This is a genomic window from Cohnella thermotolerans DSM 17683, assembly GCF_000429825.1.
Lineage (GTDB): Bacteria > Bacillota > Bacilli > Paenibacillales > Paenibacillaceae > Cohnella > Cohnella thermotolerans.
The window spans coordinates 62281-86684 of record NZ_KE386956.1 but is presented as its reverse complement, the minus strand read 5'-3'; the positions used below and the strand labels follow the sequence as shown (position 1 = coordinate 86684).

Below are 24404 nucleotides of genomic sequence, written 5' to 3'. Positions count from 1 at the left end.
CATTGATGATACATTTTGTATCTATAATAGCATACAAATTACGTTTTGTAACTATTTTTTTAGGCCTTTCTCTAGCTCTTGCGACCCGTTGCGTCCCCGCCTGGAAGGCGAGGATCGACAATAAATCAGGATTGCGATCACGCCGATCATCGCCCCCGTCGTATCCAGCCATACGTCGTAAACGGTCGACGTTCGTCCTATGGCCCGGGTCTGGTTCCATTCGTCCGCCGATGCGATAGCCGCCGTCAAGGCAAGCGTTAACGGAACCCGCTTCCATAAGGAAGCGGCCGCGCTGCCCAGCAAAAGCAGGATAAGAGCTCCCGCGCCGGCATACATAAACAGATGCGCGCCTTTGCGAAATAGAAACTCTATGAACGAATAAGGGTCTTGACGAGCGGAATAGCGGTGGCCGTTGTATGTAAAGCGGACGTCCGGAAGCACGACGGAGAGCTGGCCGGCCGTCCAATGTTTCCGGAGGAAGGGGACGATCGTCTGAGTGTGATAAGACTCCGACGAGAAGGTGAAGATGGCGGCGACCCAGATGAGGAATGCGGCCGGCAGGAACAAGGATTTATATCTCATAGGGCGGCTGTCTTTCTTCCCTTAACGGGCTCCAAGAAGATACGCGACAGGCTCTTTGATCCCTTTATTCATATTGGGCCGGCCTACCGAATAGTACACAAGCTCGGTATTCGCCACTTCCTCCTCGTTGAAAATATTGCGGCCGTCAATGACGTTGGGCTGCTTCAGCCAGGATTGGATGTCGGCCAAAGGGATGTGCAGAAATTCGGGCCATTCCGTCAGCACGCACAGGACGTCGGCTCCGAGCGCCGCTTCTCTGGCACTTCCGCAATAGCGGACGGCCGGATGATCCAATTTGCGTCTGAAATTGTCTGCAGCGATCGGATCGTAGGCCTGGATGCAAGCCTCTCTCTTGATTAAAGTGTCGATAATCTCAAAGGCGGGAGCGTCCCGCACATCGTCTGTCTCGGGCTTGAAAGCCAATCCCCAAATGCCGATCGTTCGGCCTTTGACGTCGCCCAGCATCTCTTCCAGCTTGCGAACGATATTGAATCGCTGTTCCTGATTGACTTCGACGACAGCCTTCAACAGTTTGAAGTTGTAATCGACATGTCCCGCGATCTGGATCAGCGCCTGGGTATCCTTCGGAAAGCAAGAGCCGCCGTAGCCGATGCCGGCCCGGAGGAACGACGGGCCGATCCGCTTGTCGTAACCCATTCCTTCGGCCACCTGGGTAACGTCCGCTCCCACCTTCTCGCAAATATTGGCGATCTCATTGATGAAGGAGATTTTGGTCGCCAGAAACGCGTTGGAAGCGTATTTGATCATCTCTGCGCTCCTCACGTCCGTCAGCAGCATGTTGTCCGTCAGAGGGCGATGAAGCTCCTGCAGCCGTTCCCGAGCCCAATCGCTCTCGGTTCCGATCACGATCCGGTCGGGGTTCATCGTATCCCGAACCGCAGTCCCTTCCCGGAGAAATTCCGGCACGGAAGCAATCGCGAACGGATGCGAAGTCAGGCTTCCGATCAGCCGCTCGATCGCTTCGTTCGTGCCGACCGGCACCGTGCTTTTGGTCATGATAATTTTGGGCGCGCCTTCCATGGCGAGCGCCACTTCCCTTGACGCTTCCATGATGTACGTTAAATCCGCTTCTCCATTAGGCAGCGACGGCGTGCCGACAGCAAGAACGATCACTTCCGCTTCCCTGACGGCAGAGGCCGCATCCGTCGTGAACCGAAGCCGGCCCGCTTCCGCATTGCGCTGCATCAACTCCTGCAAGCCCGGCTCGTAAATCGGCACCTCCCCGCGCTGGAGCCGCAAGACCTTATCCTCCATTTTGTCGACACAGCTCACGTCATTTCCCAGCTCCGAGAAGCATACGCCGGATACGAGCCCGACATAGCCGGTTCCCATGACTGCCAGCTTCATGACTTTCTCCCTCCCGAGTTAGAGCATAATCTCCTTAAGAAAACTGCATATTCGATCCAACCGCTCGTTCAACGCTTCCACCCGAACGCTCTCTGTCCCGATCCGGGAGGAAGAGAACATTGGACGAGTCAGAACAAACTGCCGGAGACGGTCCCATTCCATCAGACGATAAGGATGTCCGATCTCGTCAAGCCGGCCGATCGTGTTCCGGTCCTCCTCGAAGAAACGCCGCTTGATCAGAAGCAGCGGCTTGCCGAGACAGACCGCCTCGCTTACCGTCCCCCATCCCGGTTTCGTAACGACAAGATCCGAAGCCGCCGCCACGTTCTGTGTCTCGGTAATGCTTGAAGGGATCGGGATCACATTGGAAAAGTCGACTTGCATGTTGCCGGATACGAAAAACAGGCATTCGTCGCTGTGCCACAGCCGCATCTGCGCCAAATCTTCCGCCTCGACGCTCATGCCAAGCGCAAAAAAGACGATCCGTCTCTTCCCGTCCGGACAGAGCGTCTTCCGCAGCTTTGCCGATTCCGCCAAGCTGGGCGGCCGGCAAATAAACCCCGCATCCAATCGGCCGAGGCGCCCCCAATCGGGCTCGCTTGCGCCGGCAAGCCGGATGAAGTAGTCCATCTGTGCATAAGCTTCGTGAAGCGGTTCGAGCCGGTTCCAATCGAGCCACGGATTGTATGCGGTATACCAAGTAAAATTCGAGACTCCGACGGATGGTATGCCGCAACGCTGCGCCGCAGCGAACGGAACCGGCGAAATATCGGAGACGACCAGACCGACATTGTGGGCTCGCAGAAAGGCGCTTTCCAGTTCGACTCGCTCCGGGAGCTCGACCAGTTCCCGCTCGTAGGCTGCACGAAATCGTTCGAAGTCCGGCTCCAACGTATCGCTGCGTAGAATATAGCCCAGATCGGATGCGACCCTCCGATACCGGATACGCCAATCCGGTCCCAGAGAATCGCGCACGAAGGGGAGCGTCTTCCCGGCGCATACGATCAGCTTCTGCTCGTCCCCCGCCGATCGCAACAGATGCCGAATGACGGCGATGCTTCGGGTCGCGTGCCCGTAACCGTAATCGGAAATGTAATAACAGACGGTTCGCATCGGGAAGCCTGTTACTTTACACAATGCCGGGATACTTCGTCCCACGTGCTGTATAGCTCGACAATCTGATTTTTCTCGGCTTTCAGGCCGCTCTGCACGATAATGACTTCCATCTCCGTCAACGCCCGGATCGTATGAAGCGTCTTCGCCGGAATATGAAGCACATTGCCCGGCTGCACTTTCATGTAATTGCCGTTGTGAACGAATTCGCCATGACCTTTAACGATGGTCCATACCTCTTCGCGGTTCGAATGCATCTGATAGCTGAAGCTCTTGCCCGCTTCTACGCCTACGCGCTTGGTCACGACGCAGCGTCCGTCCTCGTACGTCTGATCGTCGAGGATGCGCGTCCAGCCCCACTGCCGTTCCTCGTACATAGGGCCTTGATCGTAGTTGATAAAATCTTTGATCCGAGGACTGGCGCTCTTCTCGGTAACCAGAATGCCGTCCGGGCTTGCGGCAACGACGACGTTGGACAATCCGAGAATGGATACCGGAATTTCCAGCTCATTAATCAGATGCGTGTTGATGCAATCGTCGCTGATGATGCCTTTGCCGATCTGATTGTTGGCCATCTCCTCCGTCAGCGTGTTCCAAGTGCCCAGGTCCTTCCAATAGCCCTCATAAGGGAGCACGCTAATGTTGGCTGCCTTCTCGACCACCTCGTAATCGAAGCTGATTTGCGGCAGCTCCTGGTAACGTTCAACGAGTTCCTCGTACCGAGTCGGGTATCCCCGGCTCTCCAGCAGGGACAGCAAGTAGCCGAGTTTAAACGCGAACACGCCGCAATTCCACAAAGCTTGCCTTCGAATCAGCTCTTCGGCCTTCTTCTCCGACGGCTTCTCGTGGAAGTGGCTGACACGCTTGTAATCCGTATGCCAAGTTTTTTCATCCGACGGAATAATGTAGCCGTATTTGGAGGACGGGTACGTCGGCTGCACCCCGATCAGCGCCAGATCCGCCCCGGAGCGGTTCAGAACGTCCTCCAGCTCCTTGATCGCGTCAAAGAAGTGATTTTCCACATACGGATCGACGGGCAATATCGCTACAACCTCTTCCGGATGAACGGCTTGAACGGAGTTCAGATAAGCGCAAACGAGGGCGATCGCCGGGAACGTATCCCTGCGCTGCGGTTCGATAATAAGCGGAACGTCGGTCCCGATCTGGCTCCGCATCATCTCGATTTGCGCACGGCTTGTCGCAATAAAGCTGGATTCGCCGAGACCGTTCGCTTCAATTTGTCCCCATACTCTCTGGACCATCGAGATGCGCTCCCGATTCTCTCCCTCCAACACCTTCAGAAACTGCTTCGATCTTGCGTCGTTCGATAACGGCCACAGGCGTTTGCCCGATCCGCCGGACAACAGAACCAGCTTCATCCCCGTTCCTCCTTCGATTGTTAGGATATGGACTGCAACAGATGGCGGTATTTATCCAAGGAGATGTCCTTCCTCAGATGCTGCTCCAGGTAAGCGCGCCCGCGTAAGCCCGCGGCGGCCAATTCCGCCGGACTCTCCCGATACAATCGGCCGATCTGTTCGGCAATCTCTTCATACCGCTGCGGCTCTACGACCACTCCGCATCGGCTCTCCTCGATCATGCGACACGCCTCGCTTCCTCTCTCCAGAACGCCTAAGATAGGTTTGCCTGCGGCCATGACGCCATAAATCTTGCTCGGGACCGAGATGCCCTTGATCCCCTTCTGGTTCACTACCAAATGAACGTCCGCCGCATTGAGGGAGTACTTCAATTGCTCCTTGGCCTGATAGGGGAGAAAATGCACATTGGGGATATTTCGAAGCGTGACGTATTCCTGCATCTGTTTTTTAACGGCCCCTTCTCCGATGAAGACGAACGCAAGCCCGGCCTCCCCCTTGAACTCCTCTGTTATGTGTATCAAGTTTTCCAGATCGTAGAACAGCCCTACGTTTCCCGAATACATAACGATGAATTTCCCTTCCAATCCATAACGCTCCTTGAAAGCCCGAACGCCTGGATGCGTGGGAGGGAGAGGCACGATATCCTTCTCGTCGGTCCAATTGTGGATGACGGAATTATCCGTAATCGCGCGTTCGGCAACGAACCGCTTCAGCAGCGTTTCCTGCATGTCGGACCCGACAGTCACGATGTGATCCGCATATTTGCAATTCAACATATCCAGCCACTTGGCTGCGCGCAGGATCAGTTTATTCGTCATAAAACCGACTGCCTGTGCTTGCTCGGGATTGAAATCTTGAATGTTGTAAATATGCTTTGAACGCTTCGCCCATTTGCCGATCGTTCCGATTAACCCGCCCAAGATGGGGGGCTGGGAGATCGAATAGACGACATCCACATTTTTCTGCCTGATGACAACCCAAACGGAATAAAAAAAGTAGGTTGCGATATACCGCAGCCTACTTAGCTTGCTTTGCTTATTCACTTTCGGAAGCTTGATTCGAATGATCCGGATGTTCTCGAGCCGATCGTGCTCCACCCGCTTTGTCCTGCCGAGCTCCTCCCCCGCGTAATTGGGTTGCGCCGCAACGACCGTAATATTAAAGTCGTGCTGCAGGTGCAGGCACAGTTCGGTGAACAGCTGCCCGACCGACGCTACGTCGGGATAGAAGTAATTGGGCACGAACACAATATGGGGTTTACCAAACTTACTCATACGACCACGACCTCTTTTTCAGGCTTTTTATCCGGGGTCACAACCTCGGTTGCAAAACGCTGTTTCAAGTATTTAGCCGGATAGCCCGCATGAACTTCGTTGGCGGGAATGGACTTTGTCACCGTACTTCTCGCTCCGGCTACGCCCATCTCATGAATGGTCACCCCGGGGAAGACGAAGACGTCGCTGGCTACCCACGCGCCGTCTTTGATAACAATGGGCTTCACGACGAGTCCGAACGTCGGATCATCCATTTTGTGGCTTCCCGTGCATAAATACGTGTTTTGCGAGATGCAGCAGTGACTTCCGACCCGGATCTCATCCAAGCTGTAAAAGTAGGCATGGTCGCCAACCCAAGTATGATCCCCGATCGTTACCTTCCAAGGATAGGTGAATTTGGCCGAGGAGCGTATTTTGACGCCTTTCCCAACTTTCGCTCCGAATCTCCTAAGCAGCCAATTGCGCCATCCATACATATTGTGAAGAGAGAGTCTGAAAAGCGTCGCTTGTACAAACCACCAGATAAGAATGTAAATTGAACCTCGTCCTCGGGAGTAGCCTGCAGGCTGACGATATTGATCCAATCGCATTCGATTTTCCATTCTTTCCACTCCTTCGTGGTCTATCTAAACTCCTAGAACGTACCTTGGGACGCTACAGAGCGTCTATGGGGAGAACCTTCTCCCTTTCCAAGTTCACATTCTTTGATGAAGTCCAAAAAATCGATATACGAATGATTCATATCTCCATATTTTCGCGATGGACGCTTTATTTTGTTTTTCTTTCGAACATATTTCCCGATCCCGTATGCGATATCTTCAACGCTTCTAGGATTAAAATAATCAGCGTGAAGTCCGCATACTTCTCTTGCATATGGCAAGTCGGCCGCCAGCACATGGAGATCGTTGTCCAGTGCTTCTTGCAGTGGAAGTCCTAATGTTTCTGTCAGCGAGGGAAAGATGAGCGCATCCATTTGCCGGTACACCCAATACATGGATTCGTACGGTATTTTCCCGATATATTTCACAAGCTCCGTACTTTGTCCTTCCAAAGTCAAAAACAGGATGACCTTTTGGGCCGAAACCTGATTGTACCGTTCTACCGCTTGGATTAATCTCCGGGTATTTTTATACTTATCGACGCTCGTCGGATAGATGAATTTCAAGTAGCCATTGTCGTCATCGTTCAAATGCAAGTTAAGCGGGACTAACCGTTCAGTTGCGCTATTGGAGGACACAGAGGGTCTTATGACTTGCACGTGTCCCTTATAATCGTACTTGGAAACAATGGCGTTCTTCATCCACTGGGTTTGTACGATTATTCCGTTTACTTTTTTGGAAAGCCTAGTTTTATAAATTAGATTCAGCATAACTTTGTATTTTAAATAACTAGGAATGTCGACTTCACTCCATTTCAGACGATCGAAAGGAAGCGGGTTGTGGATCAACACATATTGTGGAAGATCGCTTTTAAACAAAAAAGTGTTTGCAAGCGAAAAGTAGCAGTTTATGTTATGGTTTTTGATGATTTTCGGAATTTCTTTTTTTTCAAATAAATATTTCTGAACAAACCCTTTCTTTGGCGAATCATTATAAATGATATTTAAATTGCGATGGTTGTGGTGCATAAAATCTTTAACAGAGACCATGATCGTTAAAGCAAATTCATCTGTTTTCCTCAAATAATCTTCGACTTCTGTAATAAATTGCTTGACGACGGTCAACCCTCCCCTGCTGTTTAGCGCGGTGGCATTAACCAATAAATTTATGGGCATTGGAATCCCCTCATCTTAATTGAAAGATTTTATGCATTGGATTACAGAACGGCCATAGGAAAACGGGTGAAGCTTTCGCCATAATTTGAAGCTTAACTTTCTTGCGGATTTAACATAGCTGACGTTAGACATGATCCAATTTAAAGATTGAACGAGATTATGTTGATCTAAGGGATCGATAACGAGACCATTTTCCTTATCTATAATGATATCTTTCGTAGCTCCCGCATATTTGGATGCCAGAATAAAGGTATCGGTCGCCAAAGCCTCGTTTACAACCAAGCCCCAGACTTCTCTTAAAGAAGGAAACACCAAGCAGTCGGCTTCGATTAAGTAATTGATAAGCTCTTCCTTCTGCTTGAACCCTTCAAAAGTGACGTTCTGCTCCAATTTCTTTTCGGCTATTCGATTTCGTAGAAGCTCTTCAATGGGACCGGAGCCTACAATTTTCAAGCCCCAATTGGTATACGGTATTTCCGAAAACGCATCGATTACTTCTTCGAGCCCTTTCCGGGGAATAAGCTGCCCAATAAATAAAAAGTTCACATGATTTGTCGTTTGCAAATCCTGCGAACTTTTTCTTTTCTTCTTATATTGTTTATAAAAATATCGAACATCGACCGTGTTATACCCCGTAACGATTTTCTTTTCTTCCACGCCGTAATACACTAAACATTTCGAAGCTTCCGTACCGTAGGTTACAAAAGAGTCAGCTTGCTTCAAGAAAAACGAGCGCAGCCGATTTACCCATGTATTCTGAACTCTGCTGCTCTCTAATGTACTCCCCCACCAAACCGTAAATTTTTTCCGAAAGACTTTGCTGTACAATAAAGCGACCCAATAGCCTGGAGCATCATAGCCGGTTGTCATAATGATGTCCGGAGAGTGCTTGACCAATTTCCAGAACAGGCCCGGATTAATGTGAAGGCCGAAATCCAGTCGTTGAATATACGTATGAAATCCTTTTAGACATTCGTAGTTGTATTTGATTTCATCACGATCGATGTTCCATTTCCGGTTGCTTTCTCTTTCCTGCAGATACCATACCGTCAGGTCGATGTCTTTATCGGCATGGACTTTATTCAATACAGGGATCCGATAAGGGGACATCGTATTCGTTAATAGAAGTGCTCTCAATTTCCTTCACTCTCCTAAAGAATGACCATACAGAGATCTTCGAATTAATCCGTAACGCTATATTTTCGTGTGTGTCCTGACTTCATATTTAAAGTTGAAAATCCTAAACCATACGTATAATGTTATGAAATTCCCCATAGCGATTAAGAGATTTTCAAACACCGAATACAGAAGCAAACTAAATCCGCATGCAAAAACGATCGCCTTTAAATGTCTTTCCGACTTGAGATCCGGCTTGAAAATGATTTTGAGCAGGACAGAGAAGAAATAAAAAGCAATAACAACAAGACCGGATAACCCTGCCTGGTAGAGAAAAGTTACATACCCATTGTCCACAGCCAGTTCTAATTGTTGAAACGATCCAGTACTATATCCACCCGTTCCACTCAACCCGTACCCGAATAGAAGGTGTATAGGCTCCGATGTAATATAGTTAAATACCGTAATCCATGAATTCAATCTAACGCTAACACTGTTGGCTCTATCCTCAAGGTTGGTTGTCGATAAGTAATAAAGTAAGTAACAAATCCCCGCCGTTAGTAAGATAATAATCAAGTACAAATGGAAGGCCCTAAGGGAGTTTACTTTATACTCTAGCATATAGATATAAAAATAAAGGATGACGAATACAATCAATGTATACTTGGCTGTATTCGAATCAGAGACCACGATGTTGAAAATAAAAAACGCTAGAATGACATATTGAAAAAAATGCTTCTTCTTCTCGAACAACGACTTAATGATGTTATCAAACAGAGCAAAACTTCCCAGAACACAATTCATTGCCAAAGTATTCGGATGTCTAAAGAGTCCCTTAATTCTATAACGCCCGCTGCCCGTTAGAACATCCATAAATGTAAGATACTCATGAATGGATAAGAAGGCCGATATTAAGACCATAAAAAAGATGGAGGTATAAATAATTTGATTAATTTCAACTACAGAAAGGATTCCTTGGCTCACAGTCTTACTTAACAATTTAAAAAAAATAAAAGACAATACAATAATTCCTGAAGTGGCAAGACTTGTGGTCCCATTGAGGGACAAAAAAATGTTTAAAATCAGAAACATTAGGATAAACGCCCCCACACTCAAGTTGAGGGAGTTCATTTTTGCAAGAGGTTCAGTTTTTTTGCCGACTAAAAGTAGGAGAAAGGCTGTATTAAGTATTAACATCATCCATTTCAGGTAGGAAAGCATGGAGTAATTATAAGCGATTTCGAAATAGGAAAGGATGTAAGAAAAGCTTAGTAAGTATAAGAGGCTTATAAGAAGTAGCTTAGGTATATTGGCTTTATTCGTCATTTACAATTCGCATCCTTTCGCTAGCGCCGTCTAACCCCTAAAGACTGTCATCCTCTATTTTCCCAGCTTCATGTATAAGTTATAGTGATTCTCTAAAAAATTCTGAAGTGTAAGTTTTTCTCGATAAGTTTCACTTTTATTACTAATGGACCAACCATTGCGTATAAAATTGGAAATTACACCTGCAAGAGAACGTGAATTCTCACTTTGAAACGTATACCCAAGACGATGACTGTTCACAAGAAATCCCAAGTTGCCAAAGTCCGTTGCAATAATAGGTTTGTTCCGAAAAACCCCTTCCGCCATGGGACCGCTATTTCCGGTAAAAACGTTTCTATATGGCAATATGATTGCATCGGATAGCTGTATATTTTGATCAAATTCTTCATCCGACATAAATCGTAAATTTATTCTTATATCCACACCGCAATTTTCCGTCTTTCGGATAATAAATTGGTCGCTAAATGTTTCTTCTTTACCGGCAATATTAATTAATAATTTTCTTTTGCAATCCTCATCGATATACTTTAGCGAATCGAGGAGGATATCTAGTCCCTTATCATATCTAGTTCCCCCAAGAGCAGATAAAACGATTTTATCGCCCGGAATTCCTGCTTTCTCTCGCAACTTGGCTGGATCATTTAGGCCGGAGTTTGAAGAGTGGAATGCCGGGTAATCGATCACGATATAATTTCGAATTTGTATAGCCTCTAATTGTTTTCCTATATACTCAGAATGAACAATAATAAATTTGAGACGTTTGCTTAAGTACTTTAATAACCATTCTTTCTTTTTACAGTTCGGATAATGGTGTAAGGTACCTATCATTTTTACTTTCTCAGGAATGTGCATAAAAATACTTGCTGTATAGAGATTATCTAGAAACAACAAGTGTAAAATTTCGTTCGATTGTGTTTGGCTTAATGCATAGTTTAGAATCCTTTTACGATCGCGAATATAAGAGATAAGTCGCGTCTTATTGGAGCTTACTGTATATTCTCTGGAAATATCTCTCACAAAGGGAAGTCTCTTTAAAGCATTTATATAAAGTAGGTGATGACCCTTAAATGCATTGTCCATAATATGAATGAAATTATTATCTCCACGAGTAATCAATTTTGAACACAACCCGCCGGTTATTTTCCTTCATCTCCTGATTATGCACAGCAGTATTCGATTTCATTTTATCTTTGTAATAATGGGCAACCAGCACTCCACAATATAAATAAAAGCTTTTATGCATCCATAAAGTAAAGCTGAATTGCGTTTCAATTAAATTTAAAAGAACCACGGAAGCTAAGATGAAGGAATCAACTCCCCCTTTCCTGCAGATATTAATAATGTAATAGATGGTTAACATATATACAGCAAGCAATACCAAAAAACCTATGATCCCGTTTTCGGACAATAGCTCAAGAAATGTATTATGCGGGTAACTAAGCAAAGAATGCTGTTGGAATGCACCGGTTCCAACGCCAAAGAAAGGGCTGTTATTGAACATCTCCCAAGCATCCATGTAAGCTGTTTGCCGGCCATTAATAGATTGTCCATGCTCCTCACTTGTAATGAGACTGAGATTGTCGCTTACTCTATTAACCAGGTTCGGATTGATCCAATTAACGGCGCCGATTCCAACTAAGATTAAGGGGACATAAAGCAGTAAACGTGTAAAGGCTTTATATCGAATAACAAAGACGGCAGTTATAAAAAGAATCGCGACAAATGCAGAGATTATCGTTCCTCTTGTATTGGAATCAATAAAGATATAAAGCAGAATAATAAAGCTAACAGCCTGCAGTGATTTTTTCCATAATGGAACCCCATTTCGCAATAACCAGCCATAATTGATGACAATACCGATCGCCAATAAAAGACTAAAAGGTATTGGATGCGCGGAACCTAGCGTTAATCGATTGTAACTCATTCCCCAAGAGCGTATGAATGCAAATAGTCCAAGGAAGAGAGCAAGAAGCCACGTTGTATTCATCATGTTTTTTAAAGCGGTTTGAAAATGGGATGTTTTTGAAAAGAATAATCTGGTTACAAAATAAAAGCTTATTCCGAGTGCAAAGTATTTAAACGTAATGAATAATCCGTTATTTTGAAGTGGCGAATACATCGATCCCCCCAACAAGACACCTCCGAGAGTGACAAAAAGGACGTCCAACGGCCTGAGGAAAAACTTGTCGTCTTTCTTTACTGTTTTTAGTAAAATCACTCCAAATACGATAATGGGAATCAGAATGCTAAGAAGATCATTCGTTTCAATTGGCGCCTTTGGTCCGTATGAATAATCCGGGGGATTCAGAGAACATTTAATTAAATAAGCTTGAATCGATACGGCTAGGCCTACCTCCCGTTTCCATACGGTAACAATAAGAACAGCAGCGCAAAGGATGAATGTTACCAGCATAGAACCATCACCTGCTTCATGAATTAAACGCTTCTGCTTTTTTTCCGGAATACGATTTTTTGTTCAGAACATTTCTCTCCACAAAGTAGAGTAAAAATAGTAAAACCGGAAGTCCTGCCAATCGACCATATCCCGTTCCATATACGCCGAATTCAGGAATAAAAAAGTACAAGAACCCAAGTGATATTGCCGACATAATAAACGAAATGATGCTGTTGATCTTTACAAATCCCATCGCATTCATGCAATAACTTGGAAAAACGCTAAAAGCGCTAATGGCAACACCAATTGCAAGAATGCGCAGAAGCTCATAGTGCTGATTAGCGAACGATTCGCTAATCCAAATTGCCAATATTTCTTTCGCGAACACAATAACAAAAGACGTAGCGCAAACAATAAATATACTTTTTAAGATTAAGGTAGTGTGGTAGACGCGGCTTATTTTTTTATAGTTGTTTGTTTCATGCAGGGCACTGAACTTTGCTAACAAGAACCCCCCGGATGCGTAGGGGATCTCTTGTATTTTCGTAACCAAAGTCATGCATACCGTATAGTACCCCATAGTCGCTGGTCCCAATAACCCACCTATAATGAATTTGTCAGCCGAGCCTTGTATAGATGTGATAAATGATTGCGACCAAGAATAGAAACCATAATCGATGATCTTCTTGGCTGTCTTCTTGTCAAGCGAAGGAGAGTATCTAATTCCTTGTACAACCTTCTTGGCAACGAGAATGCTGATGAGCATTAACACTAGCGAGGAGATCAAAAGGGCAATAACGAGCCAAAAGAGACTCCCTGTTAAAACGGCTATTACCGTATAAACAAGAACAGAGAGTTGGTTCACAGCGATATTGATTTTGCTGTTTAAGTCGTATCGTTGTTTGGCCATAAAGGATGCGGCAATAACGTTGTTAAGCAGCTTTAATACGGTGATGAATCCCAATAAATAAGACAGATTTAAAGTTGCGTTGTCAGTGTGCCCTTTTATAAATAATGATAAAATTGAGGGACCGAATAAAAAAATAACAATCACAAAAAGACATGAGATCAAAATTGTGAGAGTAAGCGTTACACTAAAGAGTCGGTTAAACTCATTTCGACTGTCTTTCGAATCAGAGATAATTTCCGAACCAAGTTTAATTAGCGCATTTCCTAGCCCAAAATTAGAAAAGGTCATAAAAGCAGCAACTGAATTAATCAATACCCATATCCCGTAATTTTCCGGACCCAGGTACTTCAATAACAATGGTGTCGTTATGAAAATAACAAACGGTGTAATTGAATACGACAATAAACTATACGAGACGTTTTTAAAATCCCGGCTTTTTTTTAATGAGGATATCTTTCTTAGAAAATCAATCTTCATGGTGACACCTACACTTCCCGTTTACGCACATGGCCGGAATTTCTCTGCTACCGTCTAAACTGCTATCAATTGACAAGTAAAAAAGCGTTGTTTTCAGCCCGCACCCGCTTCAGATCTTCATCGACCATCATCTCGATCAATTGCTTGAAGCCTACGTCAAGCTTCCAGCCTAACTTCTCCTTGGCCTTGCTGCAGTCGCCCAGAAGCAGGTCGACTTCGGCAGGACGAACGAATTCGGGATCGATGACGACATATTGCTGATAATCCAGGCCCACATACGAGAAGGCGACTTCGAGAAGCTCCCGCACGGAATGCGTCTCCCCGGTAGAGATGACATAGTCGTCGGGCTCCTCCTGCTGGAGCATCAGCCACATGGCCTTCACGTAATCTCCGGCAAAGCCCCAATCCCGTAGAGCTTCCAAATTCCCCATGCGCAGTTCGTGCTTCAAACCCAACTTGATTCGCGCCACTCCGTCGGATACCTTCCGCGTTACAAACTCCAGTCCGCGCCTGGGGGATTCGTGGTTGAACAAGATGCCGGAGCATGCGAACATGTTGAAGCTTTCGCGGTAATTTACCGTGATCCAATGGCCGTAAACTTTCGCTACGCCATAGGGGCTTCGGGGATAAAAGGGGGTCGTCTCCCGCTGCGGAGTTTCCACGACCTTGCCGAACATCTCGCTGCTGGAAGCCTGGTAGAACCTAGCGCTCGGCTTGACGATCCGAACGGCTTCCAGCATGTTGGTGACAGAGATGGCTGTCAGATGGCCGGTGGCCAGCGGCTGCGGCCAGGATGCCGCCACGAAGGATTGAGCGGCCAAATTGTAGACCTCGTCAGGGTCGGAAATCCGGACGGCTTCTATCAGCGATGCGAGATCGGTCAAATCCCCCGAGATCCAAGTAATCTTATCCTTAACCTGCTGTACGTTCTCGTAATTCGGCGTGCTCGTTCGTCTTCTTAAGCCGAATACCTTATACCCCTTGCTCAGCAGAAACTCTGCCAGATATGAACCGTCTTGGCCGGTAATCCCCGTAATCAATGCTCGCTTCATCCAGACTCCTCCAACTCCACAGGTTATTGTTTGACCAGATCATCTTGACGGAAAGCGTCGTAGACGGAACGGAGGCCATTATCCAAACCGATTTTTGCCTTCCACCCCAGGCGATTGATCTTCGCTACATCCACCAGCTTGCGAGGAGTGCCGTCCGGAATGGAAGGGTTGAAGACGATGTCGCCGTCATACCCGACAATGTCCCGAATTTTCTCCGCCAATTCCCGAATCGAGATATCTTCGCCCACTCCGATATTCACAATCTCGCTGTCCTCATAATGGTTCATCAGGAACAGACAAGCTTCCGCCAAGTCGTCGGAGTGGAGAAATTCGCGCCTCGGGTTGCCGGTTCCCCATACCTCGACGGACGGGAGACGGTTCTCCTTGGCTTCATGAAATTTCCGAATGAGTGCAGGCAGCACATGAGACGTATGTAAATTGAAGTTGTCGTTCGGGCCGTACATGTTGGTCGGCATGGCGGATATAAACCGCGTTCCGTATTGGCGATTGTAAGATTGGCACATTTTTATGCCTGCGATCTTGGCGATCGCATAGGGCTCGTTGGTCGGCTCCAGTTCGCCTGTCAGCAAATACTCTTCCTTTAGAGGCTGAGGGGCAAGCTTCGGATAGATACAAGTGGAGCCGAGAAAAAGCAGCTTCTTGACGTTCGTTCGGTATGCGGCTTCAATGACGTTGGTCTGAATCATTAAGTTGTCCCGAATGAAATCCGCCGGATATTCGTTATTGGCGGCAATTCCGCCGACCTTCGCCGCGGCTAGAAATACGTAATCGATCGAATGCTCCTGGAAAAAGGCCATTGTCTGACGAGAATCGCGCAAGTCGAGCTCCGACGAACTTCGGTATATGAGATTCCGATAGCCCTCTCGTTCGAGCTTTCTTAGAATAGCCGATCCCACCAATCCCCGGTGGCCGGCGACATAAATCGAATCCTGCTTATCCATGGTATCCCTCCTGCAGTGATGCTGCGGTATCAATAAGCTCCTTTTCTTCTTAGCACATGCCAGATGGTAAGCACGATAATTTTCAGATCGAGCCGGAGGGACTGATTGAACGCATAATACAGCTCAAGATCCACCCGCTCCGGATAGCCGACATCGCTTCTCCCGCTAATTTGCCAATATCCGGTAATACCGGGCTTGACGGACAGAAAATCCATCAATCGATCGCCGTATTCGCGAAGCTCTTCCCGCACGACGGGGCGCGGACCGACCAAGCTCATCTCGCCCCGCAGCACATTCCACAATTGCGGAAGCTCGTCGAGGCTGCTCTTCCTTAAGAAGCGTCCAAGCCTCGTAATGCGAGGGTCTTCCTCCGGCTCCAGCTTGTAGTTGTTCTCGATGTATTTCCGATAGAGCCCAACATCCATCCGAAGCCGTTCTTCCGCATTCACGACCATGGAGCGGAACTTGATCATTTTGAAAGTGTGCATGTTTTTACCGACTCGAATTTGCCGGAAAAAGATCGGTCCTGTCGGTTCCTGCGCTTTCATAAGAGTTGCGATGGTCAAGAAGACAGGGGACAACAGAAGCAGTCCGATTAAGGCGCCCGCAATGTCGATCGTTCGTTTAACGAAGGACCGAACGGTCCACGTTTCCGTCTTGGCCTTCAACTGCGATCCGAGCGCACTCTCCATTCGGCCGCTCTTCTCCAGTTCGGCGCTCACGGGGCTTCACCCCTTGAGCCGATCAACTGGACTTGGTTCCTCGCGACGATTGCCTCCAGGGAAGCCAACAGCGGGCCCCGAAGCTCCTGATTTTGAAGCGCGAAATCCAACGTCGTCAGAATAAAGCCGAGCTTCTCTCCTACGTCAAAACGCGTGCCTTCGAAGTTGTAAGCATAAACGCCAACCGTTTCGTTGAGCTTCGCGATGGCGTCGGTTAGCTGAATCTCCCCGCCGGCTCCAATCTCTTGCTCGTCCAAGTATCGGAAGATTTCCGGCGTCAGAACGTAGCGGCCCATAATCGCGAGATTCGAGGGCGTCTGCCCTAGCGGCGGTTTCTCAACCAACCGGTTCACCTTGTACAACCGATCGAAGGAGTCCGAAGGATCGACGATACCGTAACGATGCGTCTCCTGATAGGGAACGATCTGAACGCCGAAGACGGGCTGCCCAAGCGCCTCGAACTGATCGATCAACTGCTTCGTGCACGGAACTTCCGATTGAACGATGTCGTCTCCAAGAAGAACCGCGAACGGTTCGTTGCCGATAAAGTTCCGTGCGCACCACACGGCGTGCCCGAGACCCTTCGCTTCTTTCTGCCGGATATAATGGATTTCCACGTTGGAAGACTTGCGCACTTCCTTCAGCAGATCGAATTTTCCCTTCTCCATCAGACTATGTTCCAATTCAAAGGCGATATCGAAGTGATCTTCTATCGCTCGTTTGCCTTTGCCGGTCACGATGAGAATGTCCTCGATTCCGGACTCGATCGCTTCTTCGACGATGTATTGAATGGTCGGCTTGTCTACGATCGGCAGCATCTCCTTGGGCATGGCCTTGGTCGCGGGCAGAAATCTTGTTCCCAATCCCGCTGCGGGAATGATGGCTTTGCGAACTCTGGACATACGATCACCCATCCTATCCTTTGTTATTTTTCTCTACACTCCATCGATTATGTCTGCTAAAAAAGCGAGCTGCGTTTTCTATGACGCCGCTGACGAAGCAATAAAAAACATAGCTCGATTTTTCAGAAAATGGGGCATCTAACCCCCCCTCGCGTCACACCCTCGACGATCCACGTCTAAGGTCTTCGACCCACAGCATGACCGAGTGCCTACAGTGATAGAGGTGCAGTAGACATTACCTGAGCTAGCCGCTCCATTGCGATCAATAGTAACTGAAAGCCGCCTTCCGCTCTCTACGGTTAATTCGGTTGAACACAACGCCGATCAGGCGCGCGTTGACATGCTCCAGGCTGGCTTTCGTCTTCTTGACCAGCTCCTTGTCGACCTTGCCGGCAACGACGACCATCACGACGCTATCGCACAAGGCGCTGACAACGAGACTGTCGGTAACAGCCAGAACGGGCGGAACATCGAGAAGGATGACGTCGTAATGCTGGCGCAGTTCTTCAATTAAGGCTTGCATCCGCGAGGATCCGAGCAGTTCGGCGGGATTGGGCGGGATGGGTCCGCTGGTGAGCAAAGACAAGGTATCGATCGGGGTGTCGCGAATCACCTCTTGCCACTGATTTTGGTTGGCCAAGATGTTGGTTAGACCCGTACGGTTGCTTTGGGAGAACAATTGGTGGACGGCGGGGGCGCGCAAGTCGCAGTCGATGAGGAGCACTTTCTTGCCTTCCTGGGCATAGGCGACGGCCAAATTGCAGACCGTTGTCGTCTTCCCTTCGCCCTTCACAGCGGAAGTCATCATAATGACCTTGAGCGGCGAATCGATCGAAGAGAAGTGAATGTTCGTCCTGAGCGTCTTGTATACCTCGGAGACGGGCGACGCAGGGTTGAGCAGCGATACGAGGCTGTTCTTGTTTACCTTGTTAGTTGGCCGATGTAGCATAAGCGCCGTCCCCTACTTTCTGCTTTTGGGATGGAGTCAGACGTTTGCGATCCGACTTCTTCATCTGCACCACACTGGCAAGCACCGGCAATCCCAGATCGGCTTCCACTTCAAGTGCCGTCTTGTAGCTATGGTCGAGATAATCCATAAGGAAGACGATTCCCAGAGAGAGCAGCAGGCTGAGCACAAACGCGATTAAGATCGTAACGACGGGATTCGTATTGACGGGAGCCGGCCTGTCGTTTTCGTTGGCCTGATTCAAAATCGTAATATTGTCGACTTTCATAATGGAAGGAATTTGAAGCTTGAATACCGTCGCGATCGCGTTGACGATTTTTGCGGCTTCCTTGTAGGAGGCGTCCCGATATGTCAAATTCATCACCTGGGACTGGTTGGAGGCGGATACGGAGATGCTGTAGGCCATGCTGGCAGGGGATTCTTTGATGTCCGGATATTCCTCTTTCACTTTGTTCATGATGGCGGAAGACTTGATGATTTCCTTATAAGAATTGATCAGCATAATATTCGTTTGAACGTCGCTGTAATTTACTGTGGCAGCACCGTTCGATTCCGAGGTTTGGTTGACGATGATTTTGGCGTTGGCCTCGTAGATCGGTGTTGTAAAAAGATAACTCTTGACTCCGGCCAGTGCGCAAACGACGATGACGATCGCTGCGATGAACCAAAATCGCTTGCGGATGACCATTAAATACTGTTTGAGCTCCACGATCCCATTCCTCCAATGCGGATAAACTATTCGTCTCTTTCGGGATTGATACATTACGTAACGTCGGATGGCTTTACTTTACGATACATTTCGTAACATGTCAATCCTTTTTTTCACGATGTTTTCATAAACGTCCGGAACGTTGGGGCAAACCGAGAAGACCGACGAATAGAGGCTGGTCTCCGAGCACCAAGGAGGCATTGTTTTGAAGCCGGGCGACCGCATCCGTTCCGAAATCGCGACCAAGCCTGGCGTAGGCTTCCTGAAGCCGATTTCTCCTCTCGAACGTATCGTGCGCGTCGGACGCGAGCAGGTGCGCCCAGTTGCGGCCGGCAATCCAATAAGCCGTTCGTTGCACCTCAGGGCCGAACTGACCGACGATCGATCCGGCCGTTAACTGAAGATATGCGCCCTCTTTTACATATTTGAACAACTTTTCGGGATCTTGAACGAATCGGCCGTACCTCTCGGGATGAACGAGGATCGGCAAGCGGTTCATTCGCTTGAGCAAGCGAATGGAAGCGGTCAATTGCCAGGAATAGAAATGCGAAGGTAATTCGATAAGGATATATCTCGTCCCCGAGATGCTCACAATCTCGCCCGCCATCAGGTCAGCCTTAAACAGCGAAGTCAGATGATATTCTTGTCCCGCAAGCACTCGGATAGGGATATCCTCATCCTGCAGCCGTTCGTTCAACCCTTTCACTAGCGTGGAAATATGCGCAGAACCGTTCAGATACATCCCTTTGCGATGGTGCGGCGTTGCTACGATTGTCGTAATGCCATACCGGGCGGCCTGCCTGGCCATCGCCAGCGATTGCGCCCAATTGCCGGGTCCGTCGTCGCACATCGGGAGAATATGGCAATGTGTATCGATCATGCTTGATCACCGCTGGGCGGGTAGACCCGCAGCCCTTCGAGTTCGCCTTGCATCTTGTAAATTTGATGGTGAATCAGTTTGTCCGGGTATAGCCTAAGCAATCTGCGATTTAACACGCCGATGACATTCGATTGCATAACCGGATCGGAATCCAACTCTACCCCATAGTTCCACCAGCCGTTCTCATCCTCTCGTCCCCATCGCACGGATCCGATAAGTCTTAACGTTTCTCCTTCAAGCATAAATTGAAACCAAACGCGCCAAACCGCTGAAAGATCCAGCCTCAGCATCGTCGTAAATTTTAGTCCTCCGGGACTAATATCCGCTATGACCACTTTGCCTTGATTGGAATTTACGCGACACCCATTGACACGAAGAACTTTCATCTCGGCGATTACCCCTTCATGCAGGCCCATTCGTACGAACTTTCTAGGGTACATGGCCTGATGGTCTTCCATGTCGCTCATCTCCGAACTCCTTTTTTCGATACTTTTCGTATCCTTAGATTTAGAATAAATACGTTTTGTATCATTGTCAATAGATTTGCTTATTCCCCCTTGGTATAGGTTTTTTTGGAATTGCGAATACTTGGAGGAACCTGTCCATTTTGTTTTGCGACATTTTGTTGCAATCCATGCATTCAAAGCGTATCCATATTAATATAAAGTTAAAAAACTGGAGGGATATTATGAACATCGGTAGCCGGATCGCGTACCTGAGAGAGCAGCGCGGTTGGACACAGGAACAGTTGTCTGCGTTCCTCGGCATCTCGCGGGCGGCTCTGTCTCATTACGAGAAAAATCGGAGAGAACCCGACACCGAGACGTTAGGCAAGGTGGCGGATTTGTTCGAGGTCACGATAGATTATTTGGTGGGGAGAACGGACCAGCCGAAGATGGCTTTGGACGAGGATGTTCGGCATTTCGTCGATCACCTGGAATTGTCCGATGCCGAATTGTTGAAGCGCTTCACTCTGACGGTCGACGGCCGCCAATTAACGCCGGATGAAGCCAGACGGTTTATCGCCTTTATCCGCGCCGAGCGGTCGCTAAAGTCTTGAGCTTCAAGCTTCCAACTTCGCGGGTCCTGCGCTCGAACTCCTTTTGTTTGCAAAGAGCCCCTATAGGACTGTCGTATAGAGGCTCTTCCGCTTCTTTTTTTCAGAATATTGCTTCTTCAAGCCTAGGAATCCGGTACCGGGATTCGTACCGCCCGGGTCTCCCGGACGGCCTCCCCCATGCCTCCGCCGTGGCGGCCGCCTCCCCCGCCGCCAGAATCGAATGGGCAATTACCACGACTTATAACCTATTAAATTTGATGTTTTATTACTATGTAATAGAAATAGAATCAGCGATAAATCGTATAACAACAAGCATCCATACTTGCGATTGCTTATGTTGTTCAGGGTCAAATTGAAGGGTTTCGCCGGTGGCGGTGAGGAAACCGTTTTAAGCAATGATCGTCACATTCCGATTGGGTTGATGTGAGTTCAAGTGAAAGATCCGGGTACGAGGGGATGTTTACTGCTTTCGAAGTTGTTGTTCGGAAGGTTCTTTGAGCGCGAGCTGCCATTTCTCTTGGCCGATGCCAAGCTGAGCGAGAATTTTCGAGATATCGATTTCCAATCGTTGCGGATCTACTGTTCGTTTCGTCCTCAAATCCCTGTCCATCTCCATCCTAATCCCCTCTTCCAAAAGATAGATTAATTATAGCCGATGAACACTTAGAAGAATGTCGATTCATAGAGACAATATAGTTAATTTTTGGAGTTTTTTTGTCAATAACGGGAGAATTGTACCATATGGAATGGTCTGCTGTCAGCATGTCAAACGGTTTATTCTTCCTCCTTTACTGGGATACCTTTCGATTATGCCCCGCAAGCGTTACAATTGAACTACAACCCGCCGGCAATCGTTGCCGGATCATGCGGACCCCAAACAAGCAGGTGAATCGAATGATCAATCTGTTGCCTCTCATGCTGGAGAGGGTCGGCCTCCTGTTGATCGTCGTTTTTCTTCTCTCCAGAATGAGATCGTTCCGGCAAATCATTCAACACGAGCACCGGTTGAAAGAGAAGCTGACGCTCATCGCCATCTTCGGCATTTTCGGGATCATTAGCAACTATACCGGAATCGAGATTAATCACGGCATCACCTTAACCCAGGTTTGGCAAACCGACGTCGATTATGACAGCGCTCTCGCCAATACGCGCGTGCTTGGAGTCGTGCTCGGCGGACTGCTGGGGGGGCCTCTTGTCGGGCTCGGGTCCGGACTGATTGCCGGCTTGCACCGGCTCACGCTCGGCGGGTTTACGTCGGTCGCGTGCAGCATCTCTACCATATTGGCCGGTATTGTGGCGGGATTGCTTGGCGTCCGTCTGCGGCGCAAAGGCAAAAACACTCCGTGGCGGGCGGCCGCGATCGGTATCGTCATGGAATGCGTGCAGATGGGAATTATCCTCCTCATCGCCCGGCCGTTTGAAGCGGCGCTGGAGCTTGTCTACGTGATCAGCGTTCCGATGATCGCGATCAACGGATTCGGTACGCTGCTGTTCATGCTGATCGCCCAATCGATCGTGCAGGAGGAGGAGCGGACACGGGCGCGGCAGACGCATAATGTGCTGCATATCGCGGATCAGACTTTGCCGTTTTTCCGGCAAGGGTTGAATGCGAATTCCTGCAAGGAGGTCGCGGCGATCATTCTCAGATGGACGCATGCGGATGCGATCGCGATTACGGATCGCAATCAAGTGCTGGCGCATATCGGTACCGGTTCGGACCATCATATTCCGATGCAGAGCCTGTCGACGCAATTGACGCGCAATGTATTGGAGCAAGGACGCCTGCTCAAGGCAACGTCACGGGAACAAATTCAATGCAATCACGAAGGGTGTCCGCTGCAGGCCGCCATCGTCATTCCGCTCAAGGTTCGCCGGCAGACCGTCGGCACCTTGAAGCTGTATTTTTCGAACCCGCAGCAGATGGACAAAGCCGAGCAAGAGCTCGCGGAAGGGCTGAGCAAGCTGTTCTCCACGCAACTGGAACTGGCGGAAGCCGAGCTGCAGCGCAAGCTGCTCAAGGATGCCGAGATTAAAGCGCTCCAGGCGCAAGTTCATCCGCACTTCCTGTTCAATGCGATCAATACGATATCCGCCCTCTGCCGCACGGACCCGGATCAAGCAAGGAAGCTGCTGCAGCAGCTTGGCGTCTTTTTTCGCAGCAACCTGCAGGGCGCCAGGGAAATGCTCATTCCGCTTCGGAAGGAGCTGGAACATGTCGAGGCGTATTTAATGCTGGAGAAGGCCCGATTTCCCGGCAAATATTCGATCCGGTTGGACATTGAGCCGTCGCTGGAGCAGGTGCCCATTCCGCCTTTTACGCTGCAGCCGCTCGTGGAGAATGCGGTCCGGCACGCCTTCGGGCCATCTTCAAGAAACCGCGTCGGACAGGTGACGATTCGTGGTCGCAAAGATAAGGAGCGGATGCTCTTAATAACGGAGGACAACGGCTGCGGCATCCCCGCGGATTTGCTCGGCTCGCTCGGCGGCCAAATCGTCAAATCCAAGAAAGGGACCGGAACGGCCTTGTACAATATTCAAAAGCGTTTCGAGGAAATTTACGGAGGAGAAGCGAGTTTGCGGATTGAAAGCGACAAGCATGCGGGTACGAAAGTGATGATTACGGTGCCGATCAGCAGCCATTATAGGGGGGAGCAAGATGCTGAAAGCGTTTATCGTGGATGATGAACCGCTCGCAAGGGACGAATTGGCCTATCTTCTTCATCGCACGAGACGGGTGGAGGTCGTCGGAGAAGCCGAATCGCTGGAGGAGGCGACGCTTCTAATCGGGCAGACGGCACCCGACGTTGTGTTTCTCGACATTCAGCTCTCGGAGGAGAGCGGTTTGGATTTGGCACAGCAGCTCCAAGAACTGGACCGCAGGCCGGATATCGTCTTCGCTACCGCCTTCGACGAATATGCGCTCAAAGCGTTCGAACTGAACGCCACTGATTATATTCTGAAACCTTACGACGAAGACCGCATCCAGCAGACGATAGCCAAGCTCGCCAAACAGAAGGAAATCCGGCACGACAATCAGGAGCGCGAGAGCTTCCGCTCATCCTCCGTTCCGGGAAGGACGGACAAATTGGCCGTGGCGGTCGATGAGCGCATCGTCCTCGTGAATGTAAGCAAAATATTGTATATCTCCGCGGAGGAAGGCAAGACGCTGGTGGCAACGGAAGCCCAAACCTACAAAGTGAGCGAGCCGCTCGTCACGTTCGAGCAAAAGCTGCAGGGCAGCCCGATCGTCCGCGTTCATCGCGCCTGTCTCGTAAATGTCGACGCCATTGTGGAGATTCAGCCGTGGTTCCATTCCACCTTCACCCTGATCATGAAAAACGGGAGGAACATACCGGTCGGCCGCACGTATTTAAAGAACCTCAAGCAAATGCTCGGACTGTAAAGCTACTCCAATGCCAATGAAATCGTTTACCGC

At 48.8% G+C, this 24404-nt stretch carries 23 protein-coding genes; 3 read left to right on the top strand and 20 right to left on the bottom strand.

Going from position 1 to position 24404, the window contains the following annotated elements:
- Positions 1–51 precede the first annotated feature (51 nt).
- From G485_RS0119160 to G485_RS0119065, 19 genes are all read right to left on the bottom strand, one after another.
- Complete coding sequence (locus G485_RS0119160) at positions 52–582, bottom strand: VanZ family protein (RefSeq protein ID WP_027093853.1); 531 nt, start codon at positions 580–582, stop codon at positions 52–54.
- Positions 583–603: 21 nt separating this feature from the next.
- Positions 604–1950, bottom strand: a complete 1347-nt coding sequence (locus G485_RS0119155; protein ID WP_027093852.1) for a UDP-glucose dehydrogenase family protein — start codon at positions 1948–1950, stop codon at positions 604–606.
- An 18-nt stretch (positions 1951–1968) separates the two neighbouring features.
- Entirely contained in the window at positions 1969–3063 is a 1095-nt protein-coding gene (locus G485_RS27360) for a hypothetical protein (protein WP_051318417.1), read from the bottom strand.
- 11 nt (positions 3064–3074) lie between these two features.
- Positions 3075–4442 carry a sugar phosphate nucleotidyltransferase gene (locus tag G485_RS0119145; RefSeq protein ID WP_027093851.1) on the bottom strand — a complete coding sequence of 456 codons (1368 nt, stop codon included), beginning with the start codon at positions 4440–4442 and terminating at the stop codon, positions 3075–3077.
- Between the two features lie 20 nt (positions 4443–4462).
- Entirely contained in the window at positions 4463–5716 is a 1254-nt protein-coding gene (locus G485_RS0119140; protein ID WP_027093850.1) for a glycosyltransferase family 4 protein, read from the bottom strand.
- Positions 5713–6318: a putative colanic acid biosynthesis acetyltransferase gene (locus tag G485_RS27355; RefSeq protein WP_051318416.1), complete on the bottom strand. Its 606-nt coding sequence runs from the start codon at positions 6316–6318 to the stop codon at positions 5713–5715. Before G485_RS27355 ends, G485_RS0119140 begins: the two co-directional genes overlap by 4 nt.
- A 32-nt stretch (positions 6319–6350) precedes the next feature.
- The gene (locus G485_RS0119130) at positions 6351–7439 is read right to left on the bottom strand and encodes a glycosyltransferase (RefSeq protein ID WP_169732347.1); all 1089 of its coding nucleotides are present in this window, start codon (positions 7437–7439) and stop codon (positions 6351–6353) included.
- A 66-nt stretch (positions 7440–7505) separates the two neighbouring features.
- Positions 7506–8627 (bottom strand): glycosyltransferase family 4 protein, encoded by a 1122-nt coding sequence (locus G485_RS0119125; protein ID WP_156922496.1) that lies wholly within the window; start codon positions 8625–8627, stop codon positions 7506–7508.
- Positions 8628–9986: 1359 nt separating this feature from the next.
- On the bottom strand, positions 9987–10949 hold the full coding sequence (locus G485_RS0119115) for a glycosyltransferase (protein ID WP_169732346.1): 963 nt from the start codon (positions 10947–10949) through the stop codon (positions 9987–9989).
- Positions 10950–11028: 79 nt separating this feature from the next.
- Complete coding sequence (locus tag G485_RS0119110; RefSeq protein ID WP_027093845.1) at positions 11029–12345, bottom strand: O-antigen ligase family protein; 1317 nt, start codon at positions 12343–12345, stop codon at positions 11029–11031.
- A gap of 16 nt (positions 12346–12361) precedes the next feature.
- A complete protein-coding gene (locus G485_RS0119105) occupies positions 12362–13714 on the bottom strand; it encodes a flippase (protein ID WP_027093844.1) in 1353 nt (450 codons plus the stop codon).
- Positions 13715–13779: 65 nt separating this feature from the next.
- Positions 13780–14766, bottom strand: coding sequence for a GDP-mannose 4,6-dehydratase (gene gmd / locus G485_RS0119100; protein ID WP_027093843.1), 987 nt, complete (start codon positions 14764–14766; stop codon positions 13780–13782).
- A gap of 23 nt (positions 14767–14789) precedes the next feature.
- Positions 14790–15728, bottom strand: coding sequence for a GDP-L-fucose synthase family protein (locus tag G485_RS0119095; protein ID WP_027093842.1), 939 nt, complete (start codon positions 15726–15728; stop codon positions 14790–14792).
- A gap of 29 nt (positions 15729–15757) precedes the next feature.
- Positions 15758–16420 carry a sugar transferase gene (locus G485_RS0119090; RefSeq protein WP_084423403.1) on the bottom strand — a complete coding sequence of 221 codons (663 nt, stop codon included), beginning with the start codon at positions 16418–16420 and terminating at the stop codon, positions 15758–15760.
- 26 nt (positions 16421–16446) lie between these two features.
- Complete coding sequence (gene galU, locus G485_RS0119085) at positions 16447–17352, bottom strand: UTP--glucose-1-phosphate uridylyltransferase GalU (RefSeq protein ID WP_027093840.1); 906 nt, start codon at positions 17350–17352, stop codon at positions 16447–16449.
- Between the two features lie 262 nt (positions 17353–17614).
- Positions 17615–18301, bottom strand: a complete 687-nt coding sequence (locus G485_RS0119080; protein WP_027093839.1) for a CpsD/CapB family tyrosine-protein kinase — start codon at positions 18299–18301, stop codon at positions 17615–17617.
- Entirely contained in the window at positions 18282–19028 is a 747-nt protein-coding gene (locus G485_RS0119075; protein WP_027093838.1) for a YveK family protein, read from the bottom strand. Before G485_RS0119075 ends, G485_RS0119080 begins: the two co-directional genes overlap by 20 nt.
- 124 nt (positions 19029–19152) lie before the next feature.
- A complete protein-coding gene (locus G485_RS27350; protein WP_051318415.1) occupies positions 19153–19908 on the bottom strand; it encodes a tyrosine-protein phosphatase in 756 nt (251 codons plus the stop codon).
- Complete coding sequence (locus tag G485_RS0119065) at positions 19905–20375, bottom strand: PilZ domain-containing protein (RefSeq protein WP_027093837.1); 471 nt, start codon at positions 20373–20375, stop codon at positions 19905–19907. The genes G485_RS27350 and G485_RS0119065 overlap by 4 nt, the downstream gene beginning before the upstream one ends.
- A gap of 221 nt (positions 20376–20596) precedes the next feature.
- Between G485_RS0119065 and G485_RS0119060 the strand changes: the two genes are divergently transcribed.
- A complete protein-coding gene (locus G485_RS0119060; RefSeq protein WP_027093836.1) occupies positions 20597–20968 on the top strand; it encodes a helix-turn-helix domain-containing protein in 372 nt (123 codons plus the stop codon).
- 460 nt (positions 20969–21428) lie between these two features.
- On the opposite strand, the gene G485_RS30130 is transcribed toward G485_RS0119060, so the two are convergent.
- Complete coding sequence (locus tag G485_RS30130) at positions 21429–21584, bottom strand: hypothetical protein (protein WP_156922492.1); 156 nt, start codon at positions 21582–21584, stop codon at positions 21429–21431.
- A 278-nt stretch (positions 21585–21862) separates the two neighbouring features.
- On the opposite strand from G485_RS30130, the gene G485_RS0119050 reads away from it, so the two are divergent.
- Both G485_RS0119050 and G485_RS0119045 read left to right on the top strand, forming a co-directional pair.
- Positions 21863–23650: a sensor histidine kinase gene (locus G485_RS0119050; RefSeq protein ID WP_027093835.1), complete on the top strand. Its 1788-nt coding sequence runs from the start codon at positions 21863–21865 to the stop codon at positions 23648–23650.
- The gene (locus G485_RS0119045) at positions 23625–24371 is read left to right on the top strand and encodes a LytR/AlgR family response regulator transcription factor (protein ID WP_027093834.1); all 747 of its coding nucleotides are present in this window, start codon (positions 23625–23627) and stop codon (positions 24369–24371) included. The genes G485_RS0119050 and G485_RS0119045 overlap by 26 nt, the downstream gene beginning before the upstream one ends.
- The last annotated feature ends 33 nt before the right edge of the window (positions 24372–24404 follow it).

Bases quoted from the DNA above. Each gene is read 5' to 3' on its own strand.
- G485_RS0119105 (WP_027093844.1), bottom strand. From the start codon at position 13,714: ATGAAGATTGATTTTCTAAGAAAGATATCCTCATTAAAAAAAAGCCGG.
- G485_RS27355 (WP_051318416.1), bottom strand. From the start codon at position 6,318: ATGGAAAATCGAATGCGATTGGATCAATATCGTCAGCCTGCAGGCTAC.
- G485_RS0119155 (WP_027093852.1), bottom strand. From the start codon at position 1,950: ATGAAGCTGGCAGTCATGGGAACCGGCTATGTCGGGCTCGTATCCGGC.
- G485_RS0119080 (WP_027093839.1), bottom strand. From the start codon at position 18,301: ATGCTACATCGGCCAACTAACAAGGTAAACAAGAACAGCCTCGTATCG.
- G485_RS0119160 (WP_027093853.1), bottom strand. From the start codon at position 582: ATGAGATATAAATCCTTGTTCCTGCCGGCCGCATTCCTCATCTGGGTC.
- G485_RS0119090 (WP_084423403.1), bottom strand. From the start codon at position 16,420: ATGGAGAGTGCGCTCGGATCGCAGTTGAAGGCCAAGACGGAAACGTGG.
- G485_RS27360 (WP_051318417.1), bottom strand. From the start codon at position 3,063: ATGCGAACCGTCTGTTATTACATTTCCGATTACGGTTACGGGCACGCG.
- G485_RS0119045 (WP_027093834.1), top strand. From the start codon at position 23,625: ATGCTGAAAGCGTTTATCGTGGATGATGAACCGCTCGCAAGGGACGAA.
- G485_RS0119065 (WP_027093837.1), bottom strand. From the start codon at position 20,375: ATGAGCGACATGGAAGACCATCAGGCCATGTACCCTAGAAAGTTCGTA.
- gmd (WP_027093843.1), bottom strand. From the start codon at position 14,766: ATGAAGCGAGCATTGATTACGGGGATTACCGGCCAAGACGGTTCATAT.
- G485_RS0119145 (WP_027093851.1), bottom strand. From the start codon at position 4,442: ATGAAGCTGGTTCTGTTGTCCGGCGGATCGGGCAAACGCCTGTGGCCG.
- galU (WP_027093840.1), bottom strand. From the start codon at position 17,352: ATGTCCAGAGTTCGCAAAGCCATCATTCCCGCAGCGGGATTGGGAACA.
- G485_RS0119140 (WP_027093850.1), bottom strand. From the start codon at position 5,716: ATGAGTAAGTTTGGTAAACCCCATATTGTGTTCGTGCCCAATTACTTC.
- G485_RS27350 (WP_051318415.1), bottom strand. From the start codon at position 19,908: ATGATCGATACACATTGCCATATTCTCCCGATGTGCGACGACGGACCC.
- G485_RS30130 (WP_156922492.1), bottom strand. From the start codon at position 21,584: ATGGAGATGGACAGGGATTTGAGGACGAAACGAACAGTAGATCCGCAA.
- G485_RS0119095 (WP_027093842.1), bottom strand. From the start codon at position 15,728: ATGGATAAGCAGGATTCGATTTATGTCGCCGGCCACCGGGGATTGGTG.
- G485_RS0119060 (WP_027093836.1), top strand. From the start codon at position 20,597: ATGAACATCGGTAGCCGGATCGCGTACCTGAGAGAGCAGCGCGGTTGG.
- G485_RS0119050 (WP_027093835.1), top strand. From the start codon at position 21,863: ATGATCAATCTGTTGCCTCTCATGCTGGAGAGGGTCGGCCTCCTGTTG.
- G485_RS0119110 (WP_027093845.1), bottom strand. From the start codon at position 12,345: ATGCTGGTAACATTCATCCTTTGCGCTGCTGTTCTTATTGTTACCGTA.